The sequence below is a fragment of the Nocardioides sp. genome (genome assembly GCF_014360585.1).
In the GTDB taxonomy this organism is placed as follows: domain Bacteria; phylum Actinomycetota; class Actinomycetes; order Propionibacteriales; family Nocardioidaceae; genus Nocardioides.
The window spans coordinates 1-25,064 of sequence record NZ_JACIXG010000078.1 but is presented as its reverse complement, the minus strand read 5'-3'; the positions used below and the strand labels follow the sequence as shown (position 1 = coordinate 25,064).

Sequence of the window (25,064 nt, the reverse complement as noted above, 5' to 3'; positions counted from 1 at the left end):
GGCCAGGCAACGTGCGACGACCAAGGCTGACATCATTGAAGACGCCGCTCGCGTATTCCAGACCAAGGGCTACCGAAGCTCGACCATCGACGACATCTGCCTCGAGGCCGGGATCTCCCGTCCGACAATCTACAAGTACATCGAGAGCAAGGCGTGGCTCCTGGACCAGATGGTGGCGCACGTCACGGAGGAGCTCGGCGAGACGCTGCAGGACCTGCTCACCAGCACCCTCTCGCCCCGCGAGAAGGTTCGGGCGGTCGTAAACCTCCATATCGAGTCAGCGACCAGCAAACGTGTCTTCTACGCCACCGTCTGGGGTGAACAACCGGAACTCTCGGAGGTCACACTCCAGTCCTTCCAATCCTGGTCCCACACCGTTACCCACGATTTCGCCGAGCTCCTCGATGATTACCGCAAGACCGAGAAACTCCAGCCGAAAGCGGATGTCACGGTCCTGGCAAACCTAACCCTGACCATGCTCACCAGCCTCTTCCGGTGGTATGACCCACTGGGATCTACCACGCCCGAGGACCTAGCCCGCCAAGTGCTGGCGATGCTGTCGGGTCCCCTTCCGGCAATTGACCAAGACGGCGCCTGAGATGAACTCGCCGTCGCTCAACAGGTGCTCGGTGACGTAGCGACGGAGCCTCTTGAACCGCGCGAGTCGCCGATGGGTCGACCTCTATTACTGGCTGCCTCGTCGACATACGCCCAGTGCGCCGACCAGGTTGACCGCTCAGGCGCAGATGCGTGAGATCGGCCGCCCCTCAGGCCTCGACACGAGGGTGTCACCGCGGATGCTGGCATCGTGACCGGACGGGTGGTGTTGCTGCCCCGTTACCTTCTTCGTGACCCCAGAGACAAGGGGTTCTGGTCGCCGGTTCCGGCATGACTGACTGCCCCTGTCGTAGGCATGATCCGGGGGGTGTTGTCACCGGGACCGGCGGGCGTGGGACGACCGCTGATAGGGACAGGGCCACCGGCACGTCGACGTGCTCGTCGAGGACGGTAGGTCTCTTCGTAACGTGGGTGCCGGCATCCTTCGCCAGACTTGCGACCAGTCGCCGCACGCGAAGGGGAAGTAGACGATGGATCGACCCGACTACGCCGTGTTCCTTGGCCTCGATGTCGGCAAGGAGGAGCACCACGCCACCGGGCTGGACCCGGCCGGTAGCCGGGTCCACGACAAGCCGCTGCCGCAGGCCGAGGACAAGATCCGTGACCTGCTCCAGGCCCTGACCGAACACGGCCGCGTGCTGGTGGTCGTGGACCAGCCCGCATCGATCGGTGCGCTCGCGGTCGCGGTTGCCCGGGCCCTGGGCATCGACGTGGCCTACCTGCCCGGGCTGGCCATGCGCAGGATCGCGGACCTGCACCCGGGCAACGCCAAGACCGACGCCCGCGACGCCTACATCATCGCCGAGGCAGCCCGATCGATGCCGCACGCGCTGCGCCGGGTCGACACCGGCGACGAAGCCCTGGCCGATCTGGAGGTCATCGTCGGCTACGACGACGACCTCGCTGGTGAGGTCACCAGGATCAGCAACCGCATCCGCGGCCTGTTGACCCAGGTCAACCCCGGGTTGGAGCGAGTCCTTGGCCCGAAGATCCAACGGCCGGCGGTCCTCGAGCTGCTGATGAGGTTTGGGGGCCCGACAGGCCTGGCCGCCGCGACCCGCCGCCAGCTGATCGCTGCGACGAAGACCCGCGCACCGCGTACGTATGAGGCGCTCGTCGATGCCGTGCAGCAAGCGCTGGCTGAGCAGAGCGTGACCGTGCCCGGCACCCGTGCCGCTGAGATGGTCCTGCCACAGCTGGCCACTCAACTGGCCGGGCTGCTGGCCCAACGCGCGGCCGCGGCGGCGCAGATCGAGGAGATGCTTGATGCGCACCCTCTTGCCAAGGTCCTGACGTCGATGCCCGGCATCGGCGTCAGGACCGGAGCCCGCATCCTCCTCGAAGTCGGTGACGGCACCTCGTTCCCGACCAGCGGCCACCTGGCCGCCTACGCCGGACTCGCCCCCGTCACCCGCCGATCCGGCACCAGCATCCGCGGCGAACACCCCAGCCGGGCCGGCAACAAGCAACTCAAACGCGCCTTCTTCCTGGCCGCGTTCGCCGCCCTGCGCCACCCCGCCAGCCGGGCCTACTACGACCGCAAACGAGCACAGGGCAAGAAGCACAACGCCGCACTCGTGTGCCTGGCCCGCCGCCGCATCGACGTACTCCACGCCATGCTCAAACACGGCACCCTCTACGACGACCGATCAACACCCGCTGCGGCTTGACGAAGACCATAGGGACACGTTACCTTCTCCTCCGATCTGAAACACGCGAGGACGCCACGCCGGAGATCACGACGACACTTGCTTGAGGTGCGCCCGGTCGAACTCGCCGAGCGTCCCCTCGCCCCCGGCGTAGGGAGCGAGCATTGGCTCGCAGACCGGCGGCACGATCGACGCTAGGGCGCGCCCGAGTGCCTCCAGAGGAAGAAGCACATGAAGCACCGCTGAACTGCTGGGGCACTCTCTCCTCCGACCGGGCCAGCGATCAACCTTCCGCGTAGCGCCCCCTCCCTGTCAGGCTTCACTGAGACATCCCGGAGCCCCGGGTATACCCGTGAGTGCATGACAGGAGACAGTCTCGTGAGCAGCAGCATTCCAGGCCTTCCCGGCGCCGATGATCGCGTGGTCGACCAGGCAGGAACAGCAATCGATCCGTCGGCGCGTCCGTTCCGTCGCACGTTCACCGCTGAGTACCGGGCCCGGGTGGTCGCGGAGTACGAGGCGGCCCCGCACGGCGAGAAGTCCGCGGTGTTGCGGCGTGAGGGTCTGTACCAGTCTCAGGTCCGTCGGTGGGCTGCGGCTCGGGAGGCACTGGCTCGTGGGACCTCGGCACCGCGGCGGGCGCATCGGTCGACGGGCGGAAAGGATGATCCCGCCCGGCTGCGGGCCGAGAACCAGCGACTGGCGCGCGAGTTGGCCAAGTCGCAGGCGGTGGTGGAGATCATGGGAAAACTGCAAGGGCTCTTGGAGGCCGTCTCCGAGAGCACGGACACGAGCACGTCGTCGAGGAAGCGATGAGCACCGCTTTCGTCGAGCTGCGTGCCGCGGCGGTGCCGACCACCAAGGCGTGTGTGTTGGTGGGCCGGTCCCGGGCCACCCACTACCGCCACGCCCGGGGACCGGTGCACGGTCCACCGCCTGCGCGGGTGGTTCCGGACAACGGCCAGGCCTTGTCGGCCGCCGAGCGGGCGGCGGTGTTGACGTTGATCAACAGCCCCGCCTACGCGGACCTTTCGATCGGCCAGATCTGGGCCCGGGAGCTCGACGAGGGTCTACCTGCAGATGCGCCGGTCGCTGGGCTTCAAACTGACCACGTTCGGGCAGGTGTTTTCTAGCCTCGGTCTTTCATCGAGGTGAGCTCGCGTTGAGTCTGGTGGCGTGATTGCCGGTGACGATGGCGAATCGGGTCCGGGGCATGCAGGAGCGTCGGCTGGCGCTGCCGGGCTGCGGTTCTCCGGGTTCCTCGGGGTCGTGGATGGAACGGTCTGGGTCAGGTTGGTTGAGGGATCGCGGCGATGCGGGCGAAGACCTTGACGACATCGTCGGCCCAGGGCCACGACGCGGGGATCCGCAGCCGTCGTTGTCGGGCTGAACGAGTCAGGCGGGCGGGCACGTGCAGCAGTCGGTAACGCAGCGTCTTCGGTTCTGCGGATGCCAGTGCGGTCTGGTCCAGGCCGATCAAGCGCAGCCAGGCGATCAGATCGGCAGCGATCTGGACGGCCAGGAGCCAGGCGGTGTTGATCGCGAACTCCCGCGACGGGAACCGGCCGAGTCCGGAGTCTTTTGCGTGCCGGATCCGATCCTCGACCCGGGCGTGGGCACGGTGTCGGGCTTCGAGGAACGCCAGTTGGCCGCGCTTGGTGTTGGTGACGAAGGCCTGGTAGCGCCAGCCGTCGGCTTCCTCGAACAGCGACAGTTGGGCGCCCGGGTGAGGTCGTTCGCGGCGCACGATGACCCGCATCCCGCTCGGCCACTTCGCGAGGAGTTCCGGGTCGAGCAGGCCGGTGATCTCGACGACGTCGCCACCGGCACGAACCTCGCCGTCGGCGTCGATGGCCGGGACCCAAGTCTTCTTCGGGACCAGGTTGATCGCGGTGCGGATGTGGTCGGTGATCGCGAACCCGACGCTGTACTCCACCCGGCGGCCACGGACCTGGTTCTGGTCTTGGAGCCAGGCCACCAGCTCGTGGGAGGCACCGGCCCCGTCACAGCGGATCAGCAGATGCTTGCGATGGGTCCCGGGGACCTGCGCGATCGCCTCGCTCAACACGGCGACATGGTCGGCTGCGGTGTTCGACCCTGCCCTCCCGGTGCGCAACATCGCGGCAAGGAACTCGCCGCTGTTGTCGCACCACACCCCGAGCGGGTGGTAACCGAAGGTCTTCTTGAACGTGGGCGCTGCCTGCTCCTTCTCACTGTGAGCGACCACGATCGTCGCGTCGACATCGAGGACCACCACACCCGCATCGAGCTGCTTGCCAGCGACCCGCGACCGAGGCAGACCGTCCGGCAGACCGGCCCAGACTCGGCGTCGGGTCCGAGCACGAGCGGTCGCGATCTTCTTCATCCGGCCCGGGCTCAGCTCATCGAGCATCCGCCACACCGTCGCTGGCGATGCGACCCGACCGAGGACGTCGTCTTGGTGACGCAGCACGTCGATGTCCGCGATCGCCTCGCCACCATCAGCGATCATCACCGCGACATCACGCAACACGCCACCACGGTCATGCCGTGGCGTCTTCGAGCACCGCGTCAGCGCTTTGGACAGCTCGTCGGTCAGGCCGACCTTGTCGGCCAGCAGGCGTACCGCGGCACTGCCCGCGTGGGCTGCCACGCCCGAGCCATCGCCGGTCACCACCAGACCGGTCGACCATCTTCTATGCTTCACCTACCAAGTGCCTTCCGAACCGGAGATCTTGTTCCTTCGCAAGTACAAGTTTCTCCTGTTCAGGAGGCACTTCGGTGTTTCTACACGCCGATCACACGCTCACGCCGTGAATCATCGAGGCTAGTTGTCAGCGGACACGCGAAAATCCCTGTAGGCGGACACGGACTTCCCTGCTGACGGACAGCTGATCTCCCTGTCGCTAGCGGATGTCGTGGGGGCGATGCGTTCTCGTGTCGGTCCCGTCGGAACGGCCCCTCCGGGGTTCTGCTCGAGGTCTTCGACCACCAGCGAGCAGGACCGACCGGGAGGGGCCGCGTGAAGAAGTCTGACAGGGAGATCATGGAGATTTTGGAGGCGTTCGACACCACGGGCAGCGCGCATTCGGCGGCGCAGCTCGCGGGGGTCGATCCGAAGACGGTGCGTCGCTATGTCGCCGCACGTGAGGCGGGGTTGCCGGTGACCGGGCCGTCGCGGCGGGAGCGGATCACGGATCCGTTCGTGCCGAAGATCGAGGAGCTGGTCGAGGCATCGCGGGGCAGATCCGCGCCGATGTGGTCCACGAGCGGCTCGTGGCGCTGGGGTTCGCCGGTGATGAGCGGACCACTCGGCGGGCGGTCGCTGAGGCGAAGCGGGCGTGGCGGGCTGGGCAGCGGCGCACGTATCGGCCGTGGATCACCGAGCCGGGCCGGTGGCTGCAGTTCGACTGGGGCCAGGGCCCCAAGGTGCCCGGGCCGGATGGGTCTTTGCAGGTCACGTGGCTGTTTTGTGCGTGGCTGGCGTGGTCGCGATTCCGGGTGGTGATCCCGGTGTGGGACCTGAAGCTGCCCGGGCTGGTGGCCTGTTTGGACCAGACGCTGCGCACGATCGGCGGGGTGCCCTCCTTCGTGCTGACCGACAATGCCAAGACGGTGTCGGTCGAGCATGTCGCCGGGGTGGCGGTGCGGCACCCGCAGATCGTGGAGGTCGGCCGTCACTACGGCACCCAGGTCCACACCTGCGTCCCGTATGACCCCGAGTCCAAGGGTGGTTCGGAAGCGACGGTGCGGATCAGCAAGGCCGATCTGGTGCCCACCGACGCGAACTTGCTGCCGGCCTATGACTCGTTTGCCGAGCTCGAGGTGGCGTGCGTGGAGTTCATGGGCAAGGTCAACGGCCGTCGCCATCGCGAGACCAACCGGGTCCCTGTCGATGCTCTGCTCGATGAGCTGGCGCGGTTGCACACGCTGCCATCGGCGCCACACACGATGGCGCTGGGGCTGACCCGGAAGGTGGCTACCGATCAGACGATCCGGCACAACTCGGTGCGCTACTCGACCCCGCCGGGGCTGGTCGATGCCGAGGTGTGGGTCCGGGTCGCGGGCAACGAGCTCGTCATCGTGGCCGACTTGGACGCGTTGCCGGTCGCCCCAGCGTGGGCGGTCGGGCGACGTGGGCTGGTCGAGGTCGCTCGGCACGCCACGTCGACGCCGGGGTCGCCCCGGATCGACCTGGCCCACTACCCGGGCCATCCTCAAGACCCCGATGGGTCGCCGAAGACGCCGCAACCACGGGCGCGGTCCGCCGCCGAGGCCGCGTTCCTCGGCATCGGCGACGGGGCGCACACCTGGCTGGTCGAGGCATCGGCCGTCGGCACCGTGCGGATCCGGGCGAAGATGGCCGACGCGGTCGAGCTGGCCGCACTCCTCGGCCCATCGAGGGTCGATCACGCCCTGGGTGTGGCCGCGGCAGCGGGACGGTTCGCCGAGGCCGACCTGGCCGCGATCGTCGACTACTACGCCGTCGACCCCGATCACAGCGACCTGGTCGTCGCTGATGAGGACTACTCGGCGCAGCCCGGCACCAACGCCTGGGCTGGCTTCACCACCATCCACACCACGATTCACACGGCGATCCCGCCGACGAGCAGCCAGCCGACGAGCAGCCAGCCGACGAGCAGCCAGCCGACGAGCAGCCAGCCGACGAGCAAGGAGACGATCTGATGAGCGTTGCAAGGACCGTCACGACCAGCGGACCGACGCCGCCACCGCTGCCCGATGAGGTCACTGACCTGCTCAAACGCATGCGGCTGCCCTACCTGCGTGCTGCCGCGCCCGAGGTCATCGCGACCGCGAAAGCCCAACGCTGGGACCCCGCCGAGGTGCTGCGGGTGCTGCTGGCCGAGGAAGTCCGCGGCCGGGACGAGACCATGCGCGTCAACCGCCGCAAACAGGCCGGGCTGCCCGCGGGGAAGACATTCGCGTCCTGGCGCGAGGCCGACTCGTCCATCCCCGCCCCCACCCAGTCCGCACTGGCCACCCTGGAATGGATCGGCCGCGCGGAAAACCTCGCGATCACCGGCCCGTCCGGGACCGGGAAGACACACTTCGTCGAAGCCATCGCCAACGCCGTGATCGACGCCGGGATGCGGGTGTCCTGGTTCACCCTGGAATCCCTCACCGCCGCCGTGGGCCGTGCCGCGGCCGACGGGTCCATCAGCAAGACCATCGCCAAGATCACCCGCGCCGAGCTCATCGTGGTCGACGACATCGGCATGCTGCCCAGCGGGCAAGCAGCCGCCGAGGCGTTCTACCGGCTCGTCGACGCCGCCTACGAGCGCCGCAGCCTGGCCATCACCAGCAACATCCACCCCGCCGGGTTCGACACCATCATGCCCAAGACCCTGGCCACCGCCGCGGTCGACCGGCTCCTGCACCACGCCCACGTCATCACCACCGAGGGCACCTCACTACGGCTGAGCGAGGCCACCACCGGACGAGGGGTGATCCCCTTGACCTGACCACCTACAGGGAGATCAGCCGTCCGCGGACAGGGAGATGAACTGTCCGCCAGCAGGGATCAAACCCGTCCGCCCAGAGGGAAGTCCCGATGTCCCTTGACACTAGTCAACGTCGCAACACTGACGGACTTTCTGAGGCTAACAGGGCCTCGAATAGCTCGGTTGGCGAGCGGTCGTCCAGGACCATTCGGGGGCGGTTGTTGAGTTCGTCCTCGACGGTCAGAAGGTGCTCCGCAGAGTGGACGCTCAGATCTGTGCCCTTGGGGAAGTAGTCGCGCAGCAGCCCGTTCATGTTCTCGTTCGAGCCGCGCTGCCACGGCGAGTGGGAGTCACAGAAGTACACCGGCGCGCCCAGGTCCTGGGCGATGAGGTGGTGGCGTGCCATCTCGGTCCCTTGGTCCCAGGTGATCGACCGCAGGAGCCCGGTCGGCAGGTCACCCATCCGCACCGAAAGCGCTTGGCGGAGAGCGTCGCCGTCACGCTGAGGAAGGTGGAGTAGCCGTACCATCCGCGACTGCCGTTCGACGAGGGTACCGATGGCGGATGCCTGGCTCCGTCCGATGATCAAGTCACCTTCCCAATGTCCGGCCTCACTGCGGTCGTCGGGATGGAAGGGTCGGTGATGGATGGTGAGCATGGGACTGCTGCAGGTTCGGGTGACAGGTTGGGTCACGCAGCCTGAGTGGCTGGCGTGGTCTTGATTGTCTCGTACTCGATGGGCGTTAAACGTCCCAGGGTCGCCTGTCGTCGTCGGCGGTGGTAGGTCTTCTCGATCCAGGTCACGATCGCGATGCGGAGGTCCTCGCGGGTCTGCCACGCCTTGCGGTCCAGGACGTTCTTCTGGAGCAGGCTGAAGAACGATTCCATGGCGGCGTTGTCGCCACACGCGCCGACGCGACCCATCGATCCGACCAGCCCGTGGCGGTTGATCGCGCGGACGAATTTGCGGCTGCGGAACTGGCTGCCTCGGTCGGAATGAACGATGCAACCGGCCACGTCCTCACCCGCTGCCTGGCGCATCCGGACCGCATTCTCGAGTGCGTTGACCGCGAGTTTGGACTTCATCCGGTCGCTGATGGAGTAGCCCACGATCCGGTTCGCATAGACGTCCTTGACCGCGCACAGGTAGAGCTTGCCCTCGGCGGTGGGATGCTCGGTGATGTCGGTCAACCACAACTCATTCGGGGCGTCCGCATCGAACCGGTGCCGGGTCACACCGTGCTCATCGACGAACGCGACCAAGTCGTCGTGGACCGGTGGGCCGGCCTTCTTCGACTTCGCACGCTTGGGCTTGGCGAACACGCTCCACCAGCCGTTGACCGAGCAGATCCGCCACGCGGTCCGCTCCGCCATCTGCAGCCCGGCGGCACCGGCTTCGTCGACCAGGAGCCGGTAACCGAACTCGGGGTCGTCACGGTGCGCATCGAAGAGCGCGTTGGCTCGGTAGGCCTCTTCCAGCACGGCGGGCGTCACAGCCTGGCGCAGCCACCGGTAGTAGGGCTGGCGAGCGATCTTGAGGACCCGACACGTCACCGCGACGGGGATCCCGTCAGCAGCGAGCTCACGAACGAGCGGGTACATCATTTTCCCGGCAGGCTCGCCTGCGAGAGATAGGCCGCGGCCCGACGCAGCACCTCATTCTCCTGCTCCAGCAACCGAATCCGGCGCTTCGCTTCACGCAACTCAGCGTTCTCAGCCGACGTGGTCCCCGGCTTGGCCCCGTCCTCGACATCGGCCTGCCGCAGCCAGTTGGTCAGACACGACTCGCTGATCCCGAAGTCAGCAGCGATCTGCTTCAACTGCTGACCAGGCTCACGGTTCCTCGCGACACGAACAACATCGTCACGGAACTCCTTGGGGTACGGCTTGGGCACAGCACACATCCTTCCAGCAGCACCTCTCGGCACCACAGATCAGATGTCACCTACCCCTGCAGCAGTCCCAAGTGTGAACCCGGGACGTACGACCAAAAGCCCCTGACCAGCCCCCTACAACCTCCCGAGCGCCGCCCGGAACGGATCGAGGCCGAGCGAGCCCAGGTCGAGGGCGGCGCGGTGGAAGGCTTTGAGGTCGAACGCATCACCCGCACGAGCCCGGGCGTCGTCGCGGGCCTGGAGCCAGATCCGCTCACCGACCTTGTAGGACGGCGCCTGGCCCGGCCAGCCGAGGTAGCGGGCGACCTCGAAGTCGAGGAAGGCGTCCTCCATCAGGCAGTGCTGTCCGATGAACTCGCGGCCGAGGTCGGGGGTCCAGACCTCGCCCGGGTGGAAGCCGAAGGGGTTGTCCTTCGGGATCGTCAGCTCCAGGTGCATACCGATGTCGATGATCACCCGGGCGGCCCGGAAGGACTGGCCGTCGAGCATGCCGAGGCGGTCGCCGGGGTCGTCGAGGTAGCCGAGATCGTCCATGAGCCGCTCGGCGTAGAGGGCCCAGCCCTCGCCGTGGCCCGAGACCCAGCACATCAGCCTTTGCCAGCGGTTGAGCAGCTCGGCGCGGTAGGCGGTCTGGGCGACCTGGAGGTGATGACCCGGTACGCCCTCGTGGTAGACGGTGGTCAGCTCGCGCCAGGTGCCGAAGGAGGTGACCGACTCGGGCACCGACCACCACATCCGGCCGGGACGGGAGAAGTCTTCGGAGGGTCCGGTGTAGTAGATCCCGCCGTCGGAGGTGGGCGCGATCATGCACTCGATCCGCCGGACCGGCTCGGGGATGTCGAAGTGCACCTCGGCCAGCTCCGCGATCGCCCGGTCGGCGGTGGTCTGCATCCACTCCTTGAGCGCGTCGGTCGAGGTCAGCTGGCGCTCGGGGTCCTTGTCGAGATGGGCCGCGGCCTCGGCGAGGCTCGCACCCGGCAGGATCCGGTCGGCGGTGGCGTCCATGTCGGCGGAGAGCCGTTCGAGCTCCTGCCAGCCCCAGGCGTACGTCTCCTCGAGATCGATCTCGGCGCCCAGGTAGCGGCGCGAGGCGAGCTGGTAGTGCTCGCGTCCGACGGCCTCCTTCGGCAGCCCGACGGGAACGAGCTCGTCGGCCATGAAGCGACCGAACTCGGCGAACGCCTCGTTGGCCTTCGCAGCCGAGGCCTCGAGCTCCGCGCGCAGGGACGCGGGAGTGCCGTCCGGGGCCCGGGAGACCAGACCGGTGAAGAAGGCTCCGGCTCCCTTCTGCCCGGTCCAGCCCAGGATCTGGTCGGTGACCTTCGCGTACTGAGCCGTCGCGGAGACCCGGCCTGCCGACGCCTCCTCGCGCAACGTCGCTGTGTATCCCGCGACCGCCTCCGGCATCCCCGCCAGCCGCGCACCGATCGCGGCCCAGTCGTCCTCGGTGTCGGTCGGCATCAGGTCGAAGACCTCACGCAGGTTGTGGATGCCGCTGGAGATGACCGAGACGAACTTCCGGTCCAGCCGAGCGTCGGCGAACTCGATGTCGAGGCCGGTCCGCTCCAGGAACGCTTCCTTGGCGACCTGCTCACGCTCGTCGACCGGCTCGATCGCAGCCACGTCGGCATAGGCCGTCCGGTTGAGATCATCCAACGCCTGCATCCCGTCGGGGGACAGGTCGGGGAGCTCGGCGTCGTGGCCGGCGACACCGACGTACGTCGCGGTCAGCGGGTCGAGGGCGCAGAGCTCCTCGACATAGCGGTCGGTGCGGGCGTCTACGTCACGGGTCACCCGGCCAACCCTAGGACCGCGACGTGTCGGGGCAACTCAATTCCGGGCCACACGCAACGAACACGTCAGACTTCGCGTAGGAGGTGTGTGAACGTGCCAGAGGAGGTGTCCGTGGATGCCGATGAGCAGGAGAGAGAGCCAGACTTCGGGGCCTGGGTGGCCTCGAGGGGGCCCGCGCTGCAGCGGTTCGCCTACCTGGTGACCGGCAACAACTCCGACGCCCCTGACCTGGTGCAGGACGCCCTCGCCCGTGCGCTGCCGCGGTGGGAGTCGCTGGCGGCGTCCGGGACGGCGGAGGCGTACGTGAAGAGGAGCATCGTCAACGGGTCGATCAGCGGCTGGCGCAAGCGGCGCCGGCTCGTGCTGGTCGAGGACGTCGAGCCCATGGCCACCAGCCACGAGCCCGGCCCCGAGGAGCGCGACGCGGACGAGGCGTGGGCACTGGTGCAGACGCTGCCGTCCAACCAGCGAGCGGCGGTGGTGCTCCGGTTCTACGAGGACCTGTCGTTCGCGCAGATAGCGACGGTGCTCGACTGCGCCGAGGCGACTGCCCGGTCGCATGTGCACCGGGCGCTGGCCAAGCTGAGACGGCGTCTGGAAGAGCAGGGTCTGGACGAGCAGGGATCGAACAAGCAGGGAATGAACGAGGGGGTTGACAATGAGTGACTTCGAGCGCGAGGAGCGGGCCTTCCGGGCCGCCCTGGCCCGCGCGGCCGACGGCTTCGAGCCGCGGGAGCTCGCGATCCCCGGGGGTTCTGACACGACCGCAACGCGCGACGTGTCCGACGAGACGGAACAGAACGAGCAGATCGAGCAGGACGAGCCGAAGGGACCCGTACGCCGCCGAGCCCCATGGATCCTGGCCGCGGCCGCCGCGGTGCTGGCCGTCGTCGGTCTGGGTGGCGTGGTGGCCAACCTGCAGACCGATGGCAGCGGCGGCGAGAGCACGGCGGCGAGCGACGCCTCCGGTGCCGAGGACTCCGGCGGCGCACCCAAGGCGCTCGCCGATCAGGAAGGGGCAGTCCCCGAAGGCACCTACCGCGAGCCCGGTCGCACCGACCTGCCCGCACCCGCTGAGGGCAACCGCTGGGCGGTCCGCTACAACATCGCCTTCCAGGTGCCGGAGGAGTGGGCCGACGCGACGGCGCCGGCGCTGCCGGAGTGCATCGCGGAGCCGGGTGACCGGTGGGACACCGTTCCGCGGACGCCCTACGTCGCGAACATCACCAACCAGCCGGTGCCGAAGATCGCCTGCGACGAGACCAGCGACCGCGACTTTCCGCCCCAGTTCGGCAAGGTGCCGTTCGCGCTGTGGCAGCCCTACGTCCTGATCGAGAAGCCAGGCAAGGGGGCCGGTCTCCAGACCGGTTCGTGGGAGCACGAGGGTTGGCTGCTGACCCGGGTCCAGATCGAGGACGCGTACGCGACGATCCTCACCGGTCCCGGTGACGACGAGATCAACAACCAGGTCAAGGGCTCGCTGCGGACGACACCGAAGGACCCCTACGGCTGCGAGACCGCCTCGCCGCTGGCAGAGGGTGACCCGGTCCGCCCGAAGACCGAACCGTCGACCTCGCCGCTGGAGGGCGATGCCCCGGATTCGATCGCGATCTGCCGGTACGAGCCGTCATCGGCATCGCTGACCGGTTCGCGAGAGATCACCGACACCGCCGCGGCCGGCCTCGTGGAGGCGATCCGGAGCGCGCCACGCCGCTCCGGTCCCAACACGCCGCAGAACTGTGCGCCGGGGCAGCCGGTCACGGCGTACGTCATCCTGCGGATCTCCCGCGACGGGGACGCTCCGAAGGACGTCTACGTGAACTACGAGAACTGCGCCGACCACGGGTTCTACGACGGGATCACCGTGCACGAGCTCACCGCGGCTGCCTGTCGTCCGGTGTTCGCCGAGGCGCCGGTCACGATCTACTCGGTTCAGGACGACGTGGCCAAGGTCTGCCTCTCCTGACCCTCGGTTGCTGGCCGCCCTCGCTCGGGAAGGGCGGCCAGCAACCGAGTAGTGCGCCAGGCGGCGTAGAGGAAGAGGAGTACGAGGAGGCCGTTGCGCCAGGCCAGGACCTCGGTGATCCACGGTGAGCCGATGTCGTCGAAGGTGAGCATGTAGCCGTACATCCGCGGGAAGATCTCGTGGGTCAGCAGCGTCACCGCGACCAGCACCACCGACCAGACCCCGAGCCGCACGCGGGCGCTGCCGCGGAGCAGGACCAGCCCGGCGGAGGCGGCGGGGAGCAGCCAGAGCATGTACTGCGGGCTGAGCACCTTGTTGGTCACCAGGAATGCGGCCACCGTCGCGAGCACCAGCCACACGATCGTCTCTTCGCTCCGCTCGCCGTTGTGGAGATGACACCAGGCGAGGACCCACCAGACGATGACGAGCGCCCCGGCGACCACGGAGGCGACCGTCGCGGCGAGGAGCAGCGGCTCGACCATCGGCCCGCTGATGTCGTAGGCCTTCCACTCGGTGTAGTCGATGGCATGGCCGCTCGCCGGGCCGTCGTGTCCCCAGGCGACCATCGCCGGAGTCGCGAAGACCGACTCGATCTGAAGCCCCCGCTCGCCCTGATAGTTCAGCGGCGTCCAGAGCCGGTCCCAGCCGCCGAGGATCAGACTCACCCCGGCGAGCGCGAGTCCGGTGCCGGCGACGGTCAGGATGACCCGTCGGCGGGTGGTGCGGACGGCCGCCAGGGCCGGGATGACCAGGATCGGCCAGTACTTCGCGCCGGTCGCGAACGCCGCGAACGCCGCTGCCACCCCTGGCCTCCTGACCGCATAGAGCACCGCCAGACCGACCATGATCCCGGGAAAGAGGTCGAAGCGGGCGTACGCCGTCGCCCCCAGCGCCGGGATCGCGGCCAGCCACAGCGCCTCCGCGCCGGAGACCCCGAACCGCGGGCGTTCCCCGCGGCGGTTGAGGAGGAGCAGCATCATGAAGAGCAGATCGGTCAGCGCCGCCATCGCCAGCACCGCCACGATGTAGGCATCGCCACCCAGGCCGAACAGGCCGATCGCCGCGTACGGGACCCAGAGCAGCAGCAGCGCCGGCACCGGATACTCGACCAGCGTCTGCGCTGTCCCGTCAGCGGCCAGCGCGTCGAGGCTCTCGCGGTAGTAGTTGACGTCGCCCACCACGCCCCACTCGGCGCCCCACCAGTCGAACCAGCCCTCCGCCGCGGCCGGGAAGCCGTAGAGGATCACCAGCCATCCCCGGGTCACCAGCCATGCCAGGGTGACCAGGAGATATCGCCGAGAAAGCGTGATCACGGAGCCATCTTGTCAGGAGCTCCGTACTACATCGCGGCCCTCCTCAGCGAGGCAGACCGCTGGCGCGCCAGGCGTTGGGGCTGGGGTGGAGAGGGGTACGCAGCTGCGGGGTGGCCCAGAGGGAGCGCGGCTTCTTCTTCGGGGGCTCGCCCGCCGAGCCCAGGGCCGAGAAGACGGCCACGATCGCGGCCACGTCCTCGGGGGTGGCGTTCTGGTCGATGACCTTGAGCAGGGGCTTCTGCTCTTTGGTGTCGGTCATTCCGTGACCACCTTTCGTTCTTGATTCGGGTTGCGTCGTGCTTGGGTTGGGATACCGCCGAGTCGGCGCAATCCGGTCCTCGCTCGCTTCGCTTCGCTGCGGTCCGTTTGCGCCGACTCGGCTTTATCCGCTCTTCGTCGGCCCCTCGCTTCGCTTCGGGGCCAACTCAGAGCGGGATGTTGCCGTGCTTCTTCGCGGGGAGGGTCTCGCGCTTGGTACGCAGGAGACGGAGCGCGCGGGTGACCTCGGCGCGGGTCTCGTGGGGCGGGATGACCGCGTCGACATAGCCGCGCTCGGCGGCGATGTAGGGGTTGGCCAGCGTGGTCTCGTACTCGTCGATGAGCTCGGCGCGCTTGGCCTCGACGTCGCCACCGGCGGCCTCGATCTCGGCCAGGGTGCGGCGGTGGACGATGTTGGCCGCGCCCTGGGCGCCCATGACCGCGATCTGAGCGGTCGGCCAGGCGAGGTTGATGTCGGCGCCGAGGTGCTTGGAGCCCATCACGTCGTACGCGCCGCCGTAGGCCTTGCGGGTGATGATCGTGACCAGCGGGACGGTCGCCTCGGCGTAGGCGTAGATCAGCTTCGCGCCGCGGCGGATGATGCCGTTGTGCTCCTGGTCGGTGCCGGGCAGGAAGCCGGGTACGTCGACGAAGGTGATGACGGGGACGTTGAAGGCGTCGCAGGTGCGTACGAAGCGGGCGGCCTTCTCGGAGGCATCGATGTCGAGGCAGCCGGCGAACTGCATCGGCTGGTTGGCCACGATGCCGACCGGACGGCCCTCGATGCGGGCGTAGCCGATGATGATGTTGGGTGCCCACAGGGCCTGGACCTCGAGGAACTCCTCGTCGTCGACGATGTGCGAGATGACCTCGTGCATGTCGTAGGGCTGGTTGCCGCCGTCGGGGATGAAGGTGTCGAGCTCGCGGTCTAGGTCGGAGATCTCCAGGTCAGCGGCCTCGTCGTAGGCCGGAGGCTCCTCCATGTTGTTGGAGGGGAGGTGGGAGAGCAGCGCCTTGACGTACTCGATCGCGTCCTCCTCGTCGGAGCCCATGTAGTGGGCCACACCCGACTTGGAGTTGTGGGCGAGCGCGCCGCCGAGCTCCTCCATGGTGATGTCCTCGCCGGTGACCGTCTTGATGACGTCGGGGCCGGTGATGAACATGCCGGAGGTCTTGTCGACCATGATCGTGAAGTCGGTGACGGCCGGGGAGTAGACGTGGCCGCCGGCGCAGTTGCCCATGATGAGGCTGATCTGCGGGATCACGCCGCTCGCGTGGACGTTGCGCTTGAAGATCTCGCCGTAGAGCCCCAGGCTCACGACGCCCTCCTGGATGCGCGCGCCAGCACCTTCGTTGATGCCGATCAGCGGGGAGCCGGTCTTGATGGCGAGGTCCATGATCTTGGTGATCTTCTCGCCGTAGACCTCACCCAGCGACCCGCCGAAGACGGTGAAGTCCTGGGAGAAGACGCAGACCTGGCGGCCGTCGATGGTGCCGTAGCCGGTCACCACGCCGTCGCCGAAGGGGCGGTTCTTCTCCAGCCCGAACGCAGTGGAGCGGTGACGGGCCAGCTCGTCGACCTCCTGGAAGGAGCCCTCGTCGAGCAGCATCTCGATGCGCTCGCGGGCGGTCTGGCGTCCCTTCGCGTGCTGCTTCTCGACAGCCTTGGCGGAGCCGGCGTGGACGGCCTCGTCGAGACGACGCTCCAGCTCGGCCAGCTTCCCGGCGGTGGTGTGCAGGTCGATCTCGGGCTGAGGGGTTGCTTCGGCGCTCACGCGGCCACCTCCGTAGCGCAAGCGCCAATATACGGACGCGGCCGCGTGATGATCTGATGGGTTGCTCGCTGACGCTCGCTCACGTTGCTCCTTTGGACTTCGGGCGGTGCGGAGGCCAATCTAATGCCCGTGCCACCATCTGCGATGCGACGCCCGTCACTTGACCACGCCCGGCTCCGTGCGCTACCGGGCGGCTGGCGGGTCGAGATCCTCGACGAGACGCCCTCGACGAACGCCGTGCTGGCTTCGAGGGCGCGTTCGGGCGAGGCGCCGGGTCTGGTGATCACCACCGAGCACCAGACCGCGGGCCGGGGGCGGCTCGACAGGGGCTGGACGACCCCGGCGCGCTCGGCGCTGGCCGTCTCCGCACTGCTGCGGCCCTCCCCGTCGATCCCGGTGGAGCGGTGGCCGTGGCTGCCGCTGATGACCGGTGTCGCCGTCGCCTCCGGGTTGCGGAAGATGGGGTACGCAGCGGGGCTGAAGTGGCCCAACGACGTGCTCATCGAGGGTCGCAAGGTGTGCGGGATCCTGATCGAGCGGATAGAGACGACCGGAGCGAGGCCGAGCGAGGGGGCGGCGGCCGTGATCGGGTTCGGGCTCAACACCTCGCAGACCCGCGAGGAGCTGCCGATCGAGAACGCCACCTCGTTGGAGCTGGAGAGCGGCGGACCCGTCGATCGCACCGAGGTGCTGGCCGCGTTGCTGGCGGAGCTGGGGGCTGCGTACGAGATCTGGGGGTCGGAGCCCGAAGAGCTCGCCAGTCGCTACCGCGAGCTGTCGGTGACCGTCGGCGAGCAGGTGCGGGCCGAGCTGCCGGGCGGCGAGGTGTGGGAGGGCACGGCCACCGCGATCGACGACTTCGGCCGGCTGGTCATCGCGACCGGCGACGGGCCGCGGGTGGTCGGCGCGGGCGACGTGATCCACGCCCGGCTCCGTCCGCAGTCGTGACCGGGACGCTCGACCGGGCTCGTGACCGGCGTTCGTGACGAGCCGGATGGCATGATCGGTTCGTGGCGAAATCGAAGCAGCCCGTCAACCTGACCTCGGCGGAGGTCGCCGAGAAGGCAGGCGTGAGCCTGGAACAGGCGAAACGTCTGTGGCGCGCTCTGGGGTTCCCGGAGATCGGGGACGACGAGGCGTTCTTCGACGAGGCCGACGTGAACGCCCTCGCCAAGGCCAACGAGATCGCCGGCAACGGGCTGGTGAGCTTCGACCTGGTCGTCAACCTGACCCGCGGTATCGGACAGTCGATGGCGCGACTCTCCGACTACGAGGTCTCCGCGCTGCTGCACCACGTCGAGACGCAGGACGAGGACGACCGTACGCCTGCCGAAATGCTGAAGGCGACCGTCTCGGTCTCGGAGCAGTTCGAGAGCGCTTTCGAGGAGATGATGATCTTCGCCTGGCGGCGGCACATGCGCGCCGCGCTCGCCCGGGCCGAGGCGTCGATCGCCGGACCCGAGGAGCAGCTCGGCACGGTCTGGCAGACCGTCGGGTTCGCCGACATCGTCTCGTTCACCGCGCTGTCGAACACGCTGACCGAGGAGAAGATCGGCGACCTGGTCGAGCTCTTCGAATCGCGGTGCGCCGACGTGGTCGCGACCTGGGGCGGACGGATCATCAAGTCGCTGGGCGACTCGGTGCTCTTCGTCAACGACGACCCGCTGCAGGCCTACGGCACCGCCGAGGGGATCATCAACGTGATCGGCCGCGACCCGCGGATGCCGGACGTACGTGTCGGGCTGGCCTCCGGCAACGTCGTCTCGCGTCTGGGTGACGTCTTCGGGCCGCCGGTGAACATGGCAGCGCGGCTGACTGCTGTCGCCCGCCGCAATCGGATCATCGTCGACGAGGCGACCTCCGCGTCCATGCCCGAGGACGAGTTCGAGACCCGGCGACTGGCCGCCCGACCGGTTCGGGGCTTCGGGATCGTGGAGCCCGTTGCCGTCCGTCGTGTCTGAATCGTTACCGTCCAGGACGCTTCTGACCTGCGGTTTCGCGGATCTGTTCACATTCCGTTCTAGTTAACAGTAGACCAACGGCATGTCTTCACTGCTTTACCTGACGGTGCCTTCATGGGCATGGTGGAGAGCGCCATTCGGGGGTGCACGTTTGTCATGCCCAATTCGTTGCACTGTGGCATGAAAATGTCACTGGCAATATCGTGCAATCCTTTGCCAAGGGCTCTTTACCTCCCTAATGTCGATCTCATGATCGAGGTACAGGAGATCAAGCTCGACCCCGAGACGCGGCGAGCATGGCGGAACGATGAGGAGCTGACGCTCTCTCGCAAGGAGTTCGACCTGGTTCATGCCCTGATCAAGAGGGCTGGCAACGTCGTCTCCCGCGACGAGTTGATGAGGGACGTGTGGAACGCGACCTTCTACACCTCGTCGAAGACCATCGACGTCCACCTGGGATGGGTGCGTCGGAAGCTGGGCGACGACCCTCGGAAGCCCCATCTGATCACCACGCTGCGCGGCAAGGGCCTGCGCTTCGAGAAGGCCTGACCTTCGTTCACCTGCCGGGAGTCGGGTTTCGCGGATTGCGTGAGGGGGATCCGCGAAATCGGCCCCGGCAGGTCAGGCTTATTACCCTGTCGTCGTGACCCTCGCACCGACACTTGCGATCATCGGCGGCGGCCAGTTGGCCCGCATGATGGCTCAGCCCGCAATCGCGCTCGGCCTCCCGCTCCGGCTCCTCGCCGAGGGCGAGGGTGTGTCGGCAGCTCAGGTCATCCCCGACCAGATGGTCGGCGACTACCGCGACCTCGACACGTTGAAGAAGATCACCGAGGGCTGCGAGGTGGTCACCTTCGACCACGAGCACGTCCCGACCGAGCATCTGCACGCGCTCTCGGCCGCCGGCGTCGAGGTCCGGCCGGGGCCCGACGCGCTCGTGCACGCCCAGGACAAGGGCGTCATGCGCGCCCGACTGACCGAGCTCGGCATCCCGTGCCCGCGTAACGCCATCGTCTCCTCCGTCGCCGAGATCGAGTCGTTCGGGTTCCCGTGCGTGCTCAAGACCACTCGCGGCGGCTACGACGGCAAGGGTGTTTGGGTCGTACGCGGCGTCGACGACGTCGCCGAGCCGCTCCGCGTCGCGGAGGAGGCGGGTGTCCAGGTCCTGGCCGAGGAGCTGGTCGACTTCCGCCGGGAGCTCTCCGCGATCGTCGCCCGTTCGCCGAGCGGCCAGGCCGCTGCGTACCCGGTCGTGCACACCTACCAGGAGAACGGCGTCTGCAAGGAGGTCATCGCTCCGGCGCCCGACCTCTCGCCCGAGCTCGCTGTCGAGGGTGAGCGGATCGCGCTGCGCATCGCGGGCGAGCTCGGCGTCGTCGGCATCCTGGCGGTCGAGATGTTCGAGACCGTCGACGGCCGGCTGCTGGTCAACGAGCTCGCCATGCGTCCCCACAACACCGGCCACTGGACCCAGGACGGTGCCGTCACCTCGCAGTTCGAGAACCATCTGCGCGCGGTGATGGACCTTCCGCTGGGCTCGCCCGCGCCCCGGGCGAAGTGGTCGGTGATGGTCAACATCCTCGGCTCGACCAAGGAGAACGTCGGCCGCCTCTACGACGGCTTCCCGCACGCCATGGCCCGCGACCCCCACCTCCGCGTCCACCTCTACGGCAAGGAAATGCGCCCGGGGCGCAAGGTCGGCCACGTCAACGTCTACGGCGACGACCTCGAGGACTGCCTCGAGCGCGCCCGCCACGCGGCCGACTGGTTCCAGGGCGATCTCGGCAACGACTCCGACTAGCTGCCGAGAAGTCGCCCGCGACGGCCGAGACGTCACTCCGGTCGGTCGAGAGGTCACACCTGTGCCAACTCGGCCAGCGGGAGCGACGCCTCGGCCGACGTGCCTGAAGCCTCGGCCGGCGTCAGATGCCTAGGCGGTGGCGCTCGGTGGCGACGACGTCGCGGGCGATCTCGGCGTCGGAGGCCTCGGCCGCGAGGGCGGTGACCGCGTCGTCGGGGTGGGAGGTCTCGTACGCCTCGGGGCTGCTGGCCGCGGTGGCGCTGACCCGGGCGAAGTCGTCGAAGAGCTCGGCCTTGGCGGCGAGGATGTCGTGGATGCGCTGGTCGACGCCGACCTCGGAGAGCAGGCGGTGGACCTGGACCGACTGGAGCTGGCCCATCCGGCGGGCGCGGGCGATCGCCTGCCACTCGATGGTCGGCTTGAGCTGGGGCTCGCAGATGACGACGACGCTGGCCGACTGGATGTTGAGGCCGACGCCGCCGGCGAGGATCTGGCTGACCAGGACCGCGCCGTGGCCGGCCGCGGAGAACGCGTCGACCATCTGCTGGCGCTCCTCGGCGGGCACCGACCCGGTGAGCGGGCCGAAGACGTCGCCCGGGAGCAGCGTGACCAGGTCGTCGAGGACCTTCCTGAAGTGGGAGAACACGATCACGCGGCGGCCGTTCTCCTCGGCCTCGCCGACGATCTCGACCAGTCGTTCGACCTTCGCCGACGAGATGCCCTGGAGCATCGCGGCCTGGCGCATCGCCATGAAGTTGCCGTCGCGGACGCACGCGGCGTACGCCCGTTCGTCGGCCGCAGACAGAGGCAGCCAGTCCTCGACCTCGACGAGGCCGGGCAGTTCGGTGAGCACGTCCTCCTGGTTGCGGCGCAGGTAGACGGGCGCGACCTGCTTGCGGAACCGGTGCGGGTTGAACTCGTCCGCGGAGAGCAGCAGGTCGGGGCGGAGATAGGAGACGAGGTTGCGGAACTCCTCGATGCGGTTCTCCATCGGGGTCCCGGTGAGCAGGATGGCGCGCTCGGAGGAGTCCAGCACCCGACGTACGCGCTCGGTGCGCTGGGTCCGGGGCGACTTGATCATGTGCGCCTCGTCGACCACGACGCAGGCGACCTCGACCTGGTCGAGTAGCGGCTGGATCGCGTTGAGGGTCTCGTAAGTGGTGACCGCGACGCCACCCTGCTCGACCCAGACCTTGGCGGCCTTCAGCCGCCGGTTGCCGTGGAGCCGGTGGGGGATCAGGGTCGTCTTCGAGTCGGTCTCGCGCACCCAGTTGGTGACCACGGCGGCCGGGCAGACCACCAACGTGTGCGACGCGCCCATGTCGTGAAGGTGGGCGAGCACCGCCAGCGACTGGAGGGTCTTGCCGAGGCCCATCTCGTCGCCGATGATCACCTTCATCTGCACGAGCGCGAAGCGGACGCCGAAGTGCTGATAGCCGCGCAGCGAGGCGGTCAGGTTGTTGGTGCGCAGCTCCTGTGCGCGCACCGCCTCAACGATCTCGGCCGACAGGTCGCCGTGGATCTTGTCCTCGTCCTCGGTGAGGAAGCCGAGCTCGGAGAGCATCGCGTAGTAGTCGGCCGGTCGCTTCTGGAAGTCCTCCCAGGGGTCGGCGGGCCGGTTCCCCGGACGCACCCGGCGCGCCATCTCGGCCCGATGCGCGATCGCGCGCAGCGCGCCCTGGAAGTCGTCGAGACTGGCTGCGCCGGCTAGGATCAGGTAGAACTTCGCGCCGCCCCTGGACGGCTGAGTCAGGGACTGGGTCAGCGGCCGCAGCGACTGGACCAGCGCCAGCTCCGCCCCCGCATCCTTCGTACGCCGCCCAGCCTCCCATTCCGCCAGCCGCGCCAGCAGCCTGGTGGCGGCCGGGGTGCGGACCTCGTTGTCGATGGCGAGCGGCATCTCGTCATAGGTGCGCTGCCACAGGGCCTGCGCCGCCTCCTGCATGCGCATCGCAGTGGCAGGCCCCACGCCGGGCAGCTCGCGCAGGTCAGAGGTCGGGCGGATCACCTCGTGGACGGTGCGGATCCCGGCCTCGAGGAGAGGCTCGATGCGTACGAGATCGGCTAGCTCTTCCACCGGCAGCGACCTGACCGCGGTGTCGGTATCAGCGCTCCTGACGGCGTTGCCGGCCTCGGTCGCGGCCCGGCGAGCGGGCTCCTCGGAGCGCCTGGCCTCGTTGAGCGCCTCGCCCTCGTTGCGCAGGACCAGGATGCCCTTGCGGTGGGAGAGGACCGCGTCCGAGCCGAGGCTCTCGAGGGCAGGCAGGAGGCCGACGCTCGGCAGCAGGGCCTCGCGGATCCGGACTCGGCGCCGGTCGGGAATTCTGGCCAGCTCACCGAGCAGCCGGGTCGCCTCCGCCTCGCTCGCCCATCGGTGAAGATCGAGAACACGCCTGCCGGCCAGCTCCGCTTCCCCTCGGCGGCTCGAGCGCAGCAGCAGGCGCCGCGCGCCGTAGGCCCTCTTCGCCAGCGCGACGTCGCCGGCGACATCGGCCAGCGCGGCGACGAGCTCCTGGGTGGCCTCGCCGACGGGGCCGAGCGCGTGACGTCGCGCGATCGCGGCCAGCCGCGGGCCGTCGCTCCGGTCGAGCGCGATGCTGCGCCAGGCCACCTGCGCCGCCCGCTTCAGCTCGGCCGCGCTCGCCCGGTAGTGGTCGACCGCTGCGGCCGCCTCCCGCTCGATCTCGGCCCGCGCCCCGGTCGCCGACGCCGCCTGCCTGGACCAGGACGAGACCTGCCGCAGCCGGGACGGGAGCGCCTTGCGCTCCGCCTTGCTCAGACCGGTGAACCGCTCGACGGTGGTCCGGGTCGGTGGCGCGCTGACGACGACATCGGTGCTCGTAGCTGGATCCATCTGCCTTTGTGGGGTTCGCGGGGGACTGCGGGCGGGCGTCGGATGACCCTAGCGGGCAGCACCGACATCGAGATGACGGGCGAAGGTCGGACCGATGACGACCGCGACGTGGGACGCCACATAGCCTGTCCCTATGAGTGCACGCGTGGGAATCGTGATGGGGTCCGACTCCGACTGGCCGACGATGAAGGCGGCAGCCGAGCTTCTCGACGAGTTCGGCATCGAGTGGGAGGCCGACGTGAAGTCGGCGCACCGGATGCCGCAGGAGATGCTCGACTACGGCCGAGAGGCCGCCGGTCGCGGTCTCTCGGTGATCATCGCCGGCGCGGGCGGTGCCGCCGCGCTCCCGGGCATGCTCGCCTCCGTCACCCCGTTGCCCGTGATCGGTGTCCCGGTGCCGCTCAAGTACCTCGACGGCATGGACTCGCTGATGTCGATCGTCCAGATGCCCGGCGGTATCCCGGTCGCCACCGTCGCCATCGGCAACGCCAAGAACGCCGGCATCCTCGCTGCCCGCATCCTCGGCGTCTCCGACCCGGAGCTTCAGCAGAAGCTGGTGGCGTACGAGAAGTCCCTGGCCGAGCTCGCGGCCGCGAAGGGCGAGGTCGTCCGCAACGCCACTCGATCCTGAGTGCTCAGCGGAGCACGCCCTCGAGGACCGGAACGGTCAGGTGTGATCCACGGGCGCCGACCTCGACGGAGACGTCTCCGGGCGGGGCCACCGAGTCGATCTCGGGATGGTCGTCGCTGGAGAGGCGGACGGCCAGCCGGTGCCCGGCGGCCAGGCGGTAGTGCGTGGGCCAGACGTGCACCCCGAGGTCGTACGTCTGGCCCGGTCGCACCGGCAGCGGCTCGGCGTGCGATCGGCGGTGGCTGGCCTTGAGCCAGCCCTCGGTGACTCGGGTCCGGGTGCCATCGGGCCGCTCGTCGTAGACGACGACCGCGAGGTGGCCCTCGGTGGCGGTGAACGAGGCCCGGATCGTCGCCTCGATGCTGCCTGCCACGACCACGTCCTGTGCCACGGGTCGGCTGCGGAAGAGGAGCCTTTCGTGGGCCTCCGGGGCCGTGGTCTCGGTGTTGACCGAGAACTCCCGCATCGAGGGGCGGCCGCCACCGGGGCGCAGACCACCCTCCGCACTGAGTGCCAGGTCGACCTCGTCGGTCCCCGCGGGCGGCCACTGGGCGTACTGCTTCCACCCTTCACCGGCTCCCGGCCCCGCTCCCGTTTCAGGGATCTCGTAGGAGGTGACCTTGGCCCTCGGCAGCGGCGCGCTCTGGTCCTGCCGCAACCAACGGTCCCACCAAGCCAGATAGCCGCCGCGGCCGATGTCGGCGTGCTGACCCTCGGGGTAGCCGTGCTGCCAGGGTCCGGACACGAGCCAGACGTTGTCGGGTTGGGCGAGGAAGTTGCCGACCATCCCGTCGCGGTACCTGTCGTACCAGCCGTTGATCTCCAAGGTGGGCACGGCGAGCCGGTCCCAACGCGACTTGACGCTGCGACCGCGCCAGAAGTCGTCGTACGTCGGGTGCTGCGGATAGGTCACGAGGGTGCCCGGGGCCGTGCCCGCCTGCCAGTTGCGGATCTGGGCGTTGGGGATCCCGCCGCGGTAGATCGTGTTCTCGTACCAGTCGCTCAGCCCGTTGATCGGGATGATCGCGCGAAGGCTCGGCGGCTGGTTCACCGCGGCGAGCAGGGTTGCGTGGCCGCCGTAGCTGAGCCCCATCTGCCCGATGTCGCC

21 protein-coding genes and 1 pseudogene are annotated in these 25,064 nt (G+C 68.6%); 13 read left to right on the top strand and 9 right to left on the bottom strand.

Translation table 11 applies throughout. The features are described 5' to 3' along the window. The 4 genes from H5T77_RS20625 to H5T77_RS20610 all read left to right on the top strand — a co-directional run. Nucleotides 1–598: TetR/AcrR family transcriptional regulator (locus H5T77_RS20625; protein WP_292652441.1), on the top strand; the 598-nt coding region annotated here is incomplete at its 5' end. A gap of 490 nt (nucleotides 599–1,088) precedes the next feature. Then, complete coding sequence (locus H5T77_RS20620) at nucleotides 1,089–2,288, top strand: IS110 family RNA-guided transposase (protein WP_292652439.1); 1,200 nt, start codon at nucleotides 1,089–1,091, stop codon at nucleotides 2,286–2,288. Nucleotides 2,289–2,645: 357 nt separating this feature from the next. Continuing rightward, complete coding sequence (locus H5T77_RS20615) at nucleotides 2,646–3,083, top strand: transposase (protein ID WP_292652437.1); 438 nt, start codon at nucleotides 2,646–2,648, stop codon at nucleotides 3,081–3,083. Further along, a complete protein-coding gene (locus tag H5T77_RS20610; RefSeq protein ID WP_292652436.1) occupies nucleotides 3,080–3,400 on the top strand; it encodes a hypothetical protein in 321 nt (106 codons plus the stop codon). The genes H5T77_RS20615 and H5T77_RS20610 overlap by 4 nt, the downstream gene beginning before the upstream one ends. Nucleotides 3,401–3,555: 155 nt before the next feature. On the opposite strand, the gene H5T77_RS20605 is transcribed toward H5T77_RS20610, so the two are convergent. Next, on the bottom strand, nucleotides 3,556–4,953 hold the full coding sequence (locus H5T77_RS20605; protein ID WP_292652434.1) for an IS1380 family transposase: 1,398 nt from the start codon (nucleotides 4,951–4,953) through the stop codon (nucleotides 3,556–3,558). Between the two features lie 339 nt (nucleotides 4,954–5,292). On the opposite strand from H5T77_RS20605, the pseudogene istA reads away from it, so the two are divergent. Beyond that, nucleotides 5,293–6,932, top strand: a pseudogene (gene istA, locus H5T77_RS20595) (IS21 family transposase). Beyond that, a complete protein-coding gene (istB, locus tag H5T77_RS20590; RefSeq protein WP_292652430.1) occupies nucleotides 6,932–7,729 on the top strand; it encodes an IS21-like element helper ATPase IstB in 798 nt (265 codons plus the stop codon). The pseudogene istA and the gene istB overlap by 1 nt, the downstream one beginning before the upstream one ends. A gap of 106 nt (nucleotides 7,730–7,835) precedes the next feature. Here istB and H5T77_RS20585 read toward each other — a convergent pair whose 3' ends face one another. The 3 genes from H5T77_RS20585 to H5T77_RS20575 all read right to left on the bottom strand — a co-directional run bounded on the left by H5T77_RS20585 (nucleotide 7,836) and on the right by H5T77_RS20575 (nucleotide 11,397). Further along, nucleotides 7,836–8,366: an IS30 family transposase gene (locus tag H5T77_RS20585; protein WP_292652428.1), complete on the bottom strand. Its 531-nt coding sequence runs from the start codon at nucleotides 8,364–8,366 to the stop codon at nucleotides 7,836–7,838. Nucleotides 8,367–8,398: 32 nt separating this feature from the next. Then, nucleotides 8,399–9,603 (bottom strand): IS3 family transposase gene (locus tag H5T77_RS20580; RefSeq protein ID WP_292652426.1). Its coding sequence is split into 2 segments (ribosomal slippage): nucleotides 8,399–9,316 and nucleotides 9,319–9,603, totalling 1,203 coding nucleotides; the frame shifts between segments, so codons are not numbered across the junction. Nucleotides 9,604–9,717: 114 nt separating this feature from the next. Beyond that, nucleotides 9,718–11,397, bottom strand: coding sequence for a DUF885 domain-containing protein (locus tag H5T77_RS20575; RefSeq protein WP_292652424.1), 1,680 nt, complete (start codon nucleotides 11,395–11,397; stop codon nucleotides 9,718–9,720). Nucleotides 11,398–11,508: 111 nt separating this feature from the next. Between H5T77_RS20575 and H5T77_RS20570 the strand changes: the two genes are divergently transcribed. Together H5T77_RS20570 and H5T77_RS20565 are read left to right on the top strand one after the other, a co-directional pair. Beyond that, a complete protein-coding gene (locus tag H5T77_RS20570; RefSeq protein WP_292652422.1) occupies nucleotides 11,509–12,063 on the top strand; it encodes a SigE family RNA polymerase sigma factor in 555 nt (184 codons plus the stop codon). Further along, nucleotides 12,056–13,363, top strand: coding sequence for a hypothetical protein (locus H5T77_RS20565; RefSeq protein ID WP_292652421.1), 1,308 nt, complete (start codon nucleotides 12,056–12,058; stop codon nucleotides 13,361–13,363). Before H5T77_RS20570 ends, H5T77_RS20565 begins: the two co-directional genes overlap by 8 nt. Here the strand turns inward: H5T77_RS20565 and H5T77_RS20560 are convergent. The 3 genes from H5T77_RS20560 to H5T77_RS20550 form a co-directional block, all read right to left on the bottom strand. After that, nucleotides 13,330–14,676, bottom strand: a complete 1,347-nt coding sequence (locus H5T77_RS20560) for a hypothetical protein (RefSeq protein ID WP_292652419.1) — start codon at nucleotides 14,674–14,676, stop codon at nucleotides 13,330–13,332. The genes H5T77_RS20565 and H5T77_RS20560 overlap by 34 nt on opposite strands. A 43-nt stretch (nucleotides 14,677–14,719) precedes the next feature. Beyond that, the gene (locus H5T77_RS20555) at nucleotides 14,720–14,935 is read right to left on the bottom strand and encodes an acyl-CoA carboxylase subunit epsilon (RefSeq protein ID WP_292652417.1); all 216 of its coding nucleotides are present in this window, start codon (nucleotides 14,933–14,935) and stop codon (nucleotides 14,720–14,722) included. Between the two features lie 166 nt (nucleotides 14,936–15,101). After that, the gene (locus H5T77_RS20550; protein WP_292652415.1) at nucleotides 15,102–16,709 is read right to left on the bottom strand and encodes an acyl-CoA carboxylase subunit beta; all 1,608 of its coding nucleotides are present in this window, start codon (nucleotides 16,707–16,709) and stop codon (nucleotides 15,102–15,104) included. Between the two features lie 144 nt (nucleotides 16,710–16,853). Here H5T77_RS20550 and H5T77_RS20545 point away from each other — a divergent pair, with 144 nt between their 5' ends. The 4 genes from H5T77_RS20545 to H5T77_RS20530 all read left to right on the top strand — a co-directional run bounded on the left by H5T77_RS20545 (nucleotide 16,854) and on the right by H5T77_RS20530 (nucleotide 20,471). Further along, a complete protein-coding gene (locus H5T77_RS20545; protein WP_292652414.1) occupies nucleotides 16,854–17,657 on the top strand; it encodes a biotin--[acetyl-CoA-carboxylase] ligase in 804 nt (267 codons plus the stop codon). A 62-nt stretch (nucleotides 17,658–17,719) separates the two neighbouring features. Continuing rightward, nucleotides 17,720–18,670 (top strand): adenylate/guanylate cyclase domain-containing protein, encoded by a 951-nt coding sequence (locus tag H5T77_RS20540; protein ID WP_292652412.1) that lies wholly within the window; start codon nucleotides 17,720–17,722, stop codon nucleotides 18,668–18,670. Nucleotides 18,671–18,919: 249 nt separating this feature from the next. Then, nucleotides 18,920–19,219: a winged helix-turn-helix domain-containing protein gene (locus tag H5T77_RS20535; protein ID WP_229788189.1), complete on the top strand. Its 300-nt coding sequence runs from the start codon at nucleotides 18,920–18,922 to the stop codon at nucleotides 19,217–19,219. Between the two features lie 94 nt (nucleotides 19,220–19,313). Beyond that, nucleotides 19,314–20,471, top strand: coding sequence for a 5-(carboxyamino)imidazole ribonucleotide synthase (locus H5T77_RS20530; RefSeq protein ID WP_292652409.1), 1,158 nt, complete (start codon nucleotides 19,314–19,316; stop codon nucleotides 20,469–20,471). Between the two features lie 121 nt (nucleotides 20,472–20,592). Here H5T77_RS20530 and H5T77_RS20525 read toward each other — a convergent pair whose 3' ends face one another. Further along, nucleotides 20,593–23,325 (bottom strand): SNF2-related protein, encoded by a 2,733-nt coding sequence (locus H5T77_RS20525; protein ID WP_292652407.1) that lies wholly within the window; start codon nucleotides 23,323–23,325, stop codon nucleotides 20,593–20,595. Nucleotides 23,326–23,458: 133 nt separating this feature from the next. On the opposite strand from H5T77_RS20525, the gene purE reads away from it, so the two are divergent. Continuing rightward, complete coding sequence (purE, locus tag H5T77_RS20520) at nucleotides 23,459–23,956, top strand: 5-(carboxyamino)imidazole ribonucleotide mutase (protein ID WP_292652404.1); 498 nt, start codon at nucleotides 23,459–23,461, stop codon at nucleotides 23,954–23,956. A 4-nt stretch (nucleotides 23,957–23,960) separates the two neighbouring features. Here purE and H5T77_RS20515 read toward each other — a convergent pair. Continuing rightward, nucleotides 23,961–25,064 (bottom strand): CocE/NonD family hydrolase (locus tag H5T77_RS20515; protein WP_292652402.1); only part of this gene is annotated, 1,104 nt, incomplete at its 5' end.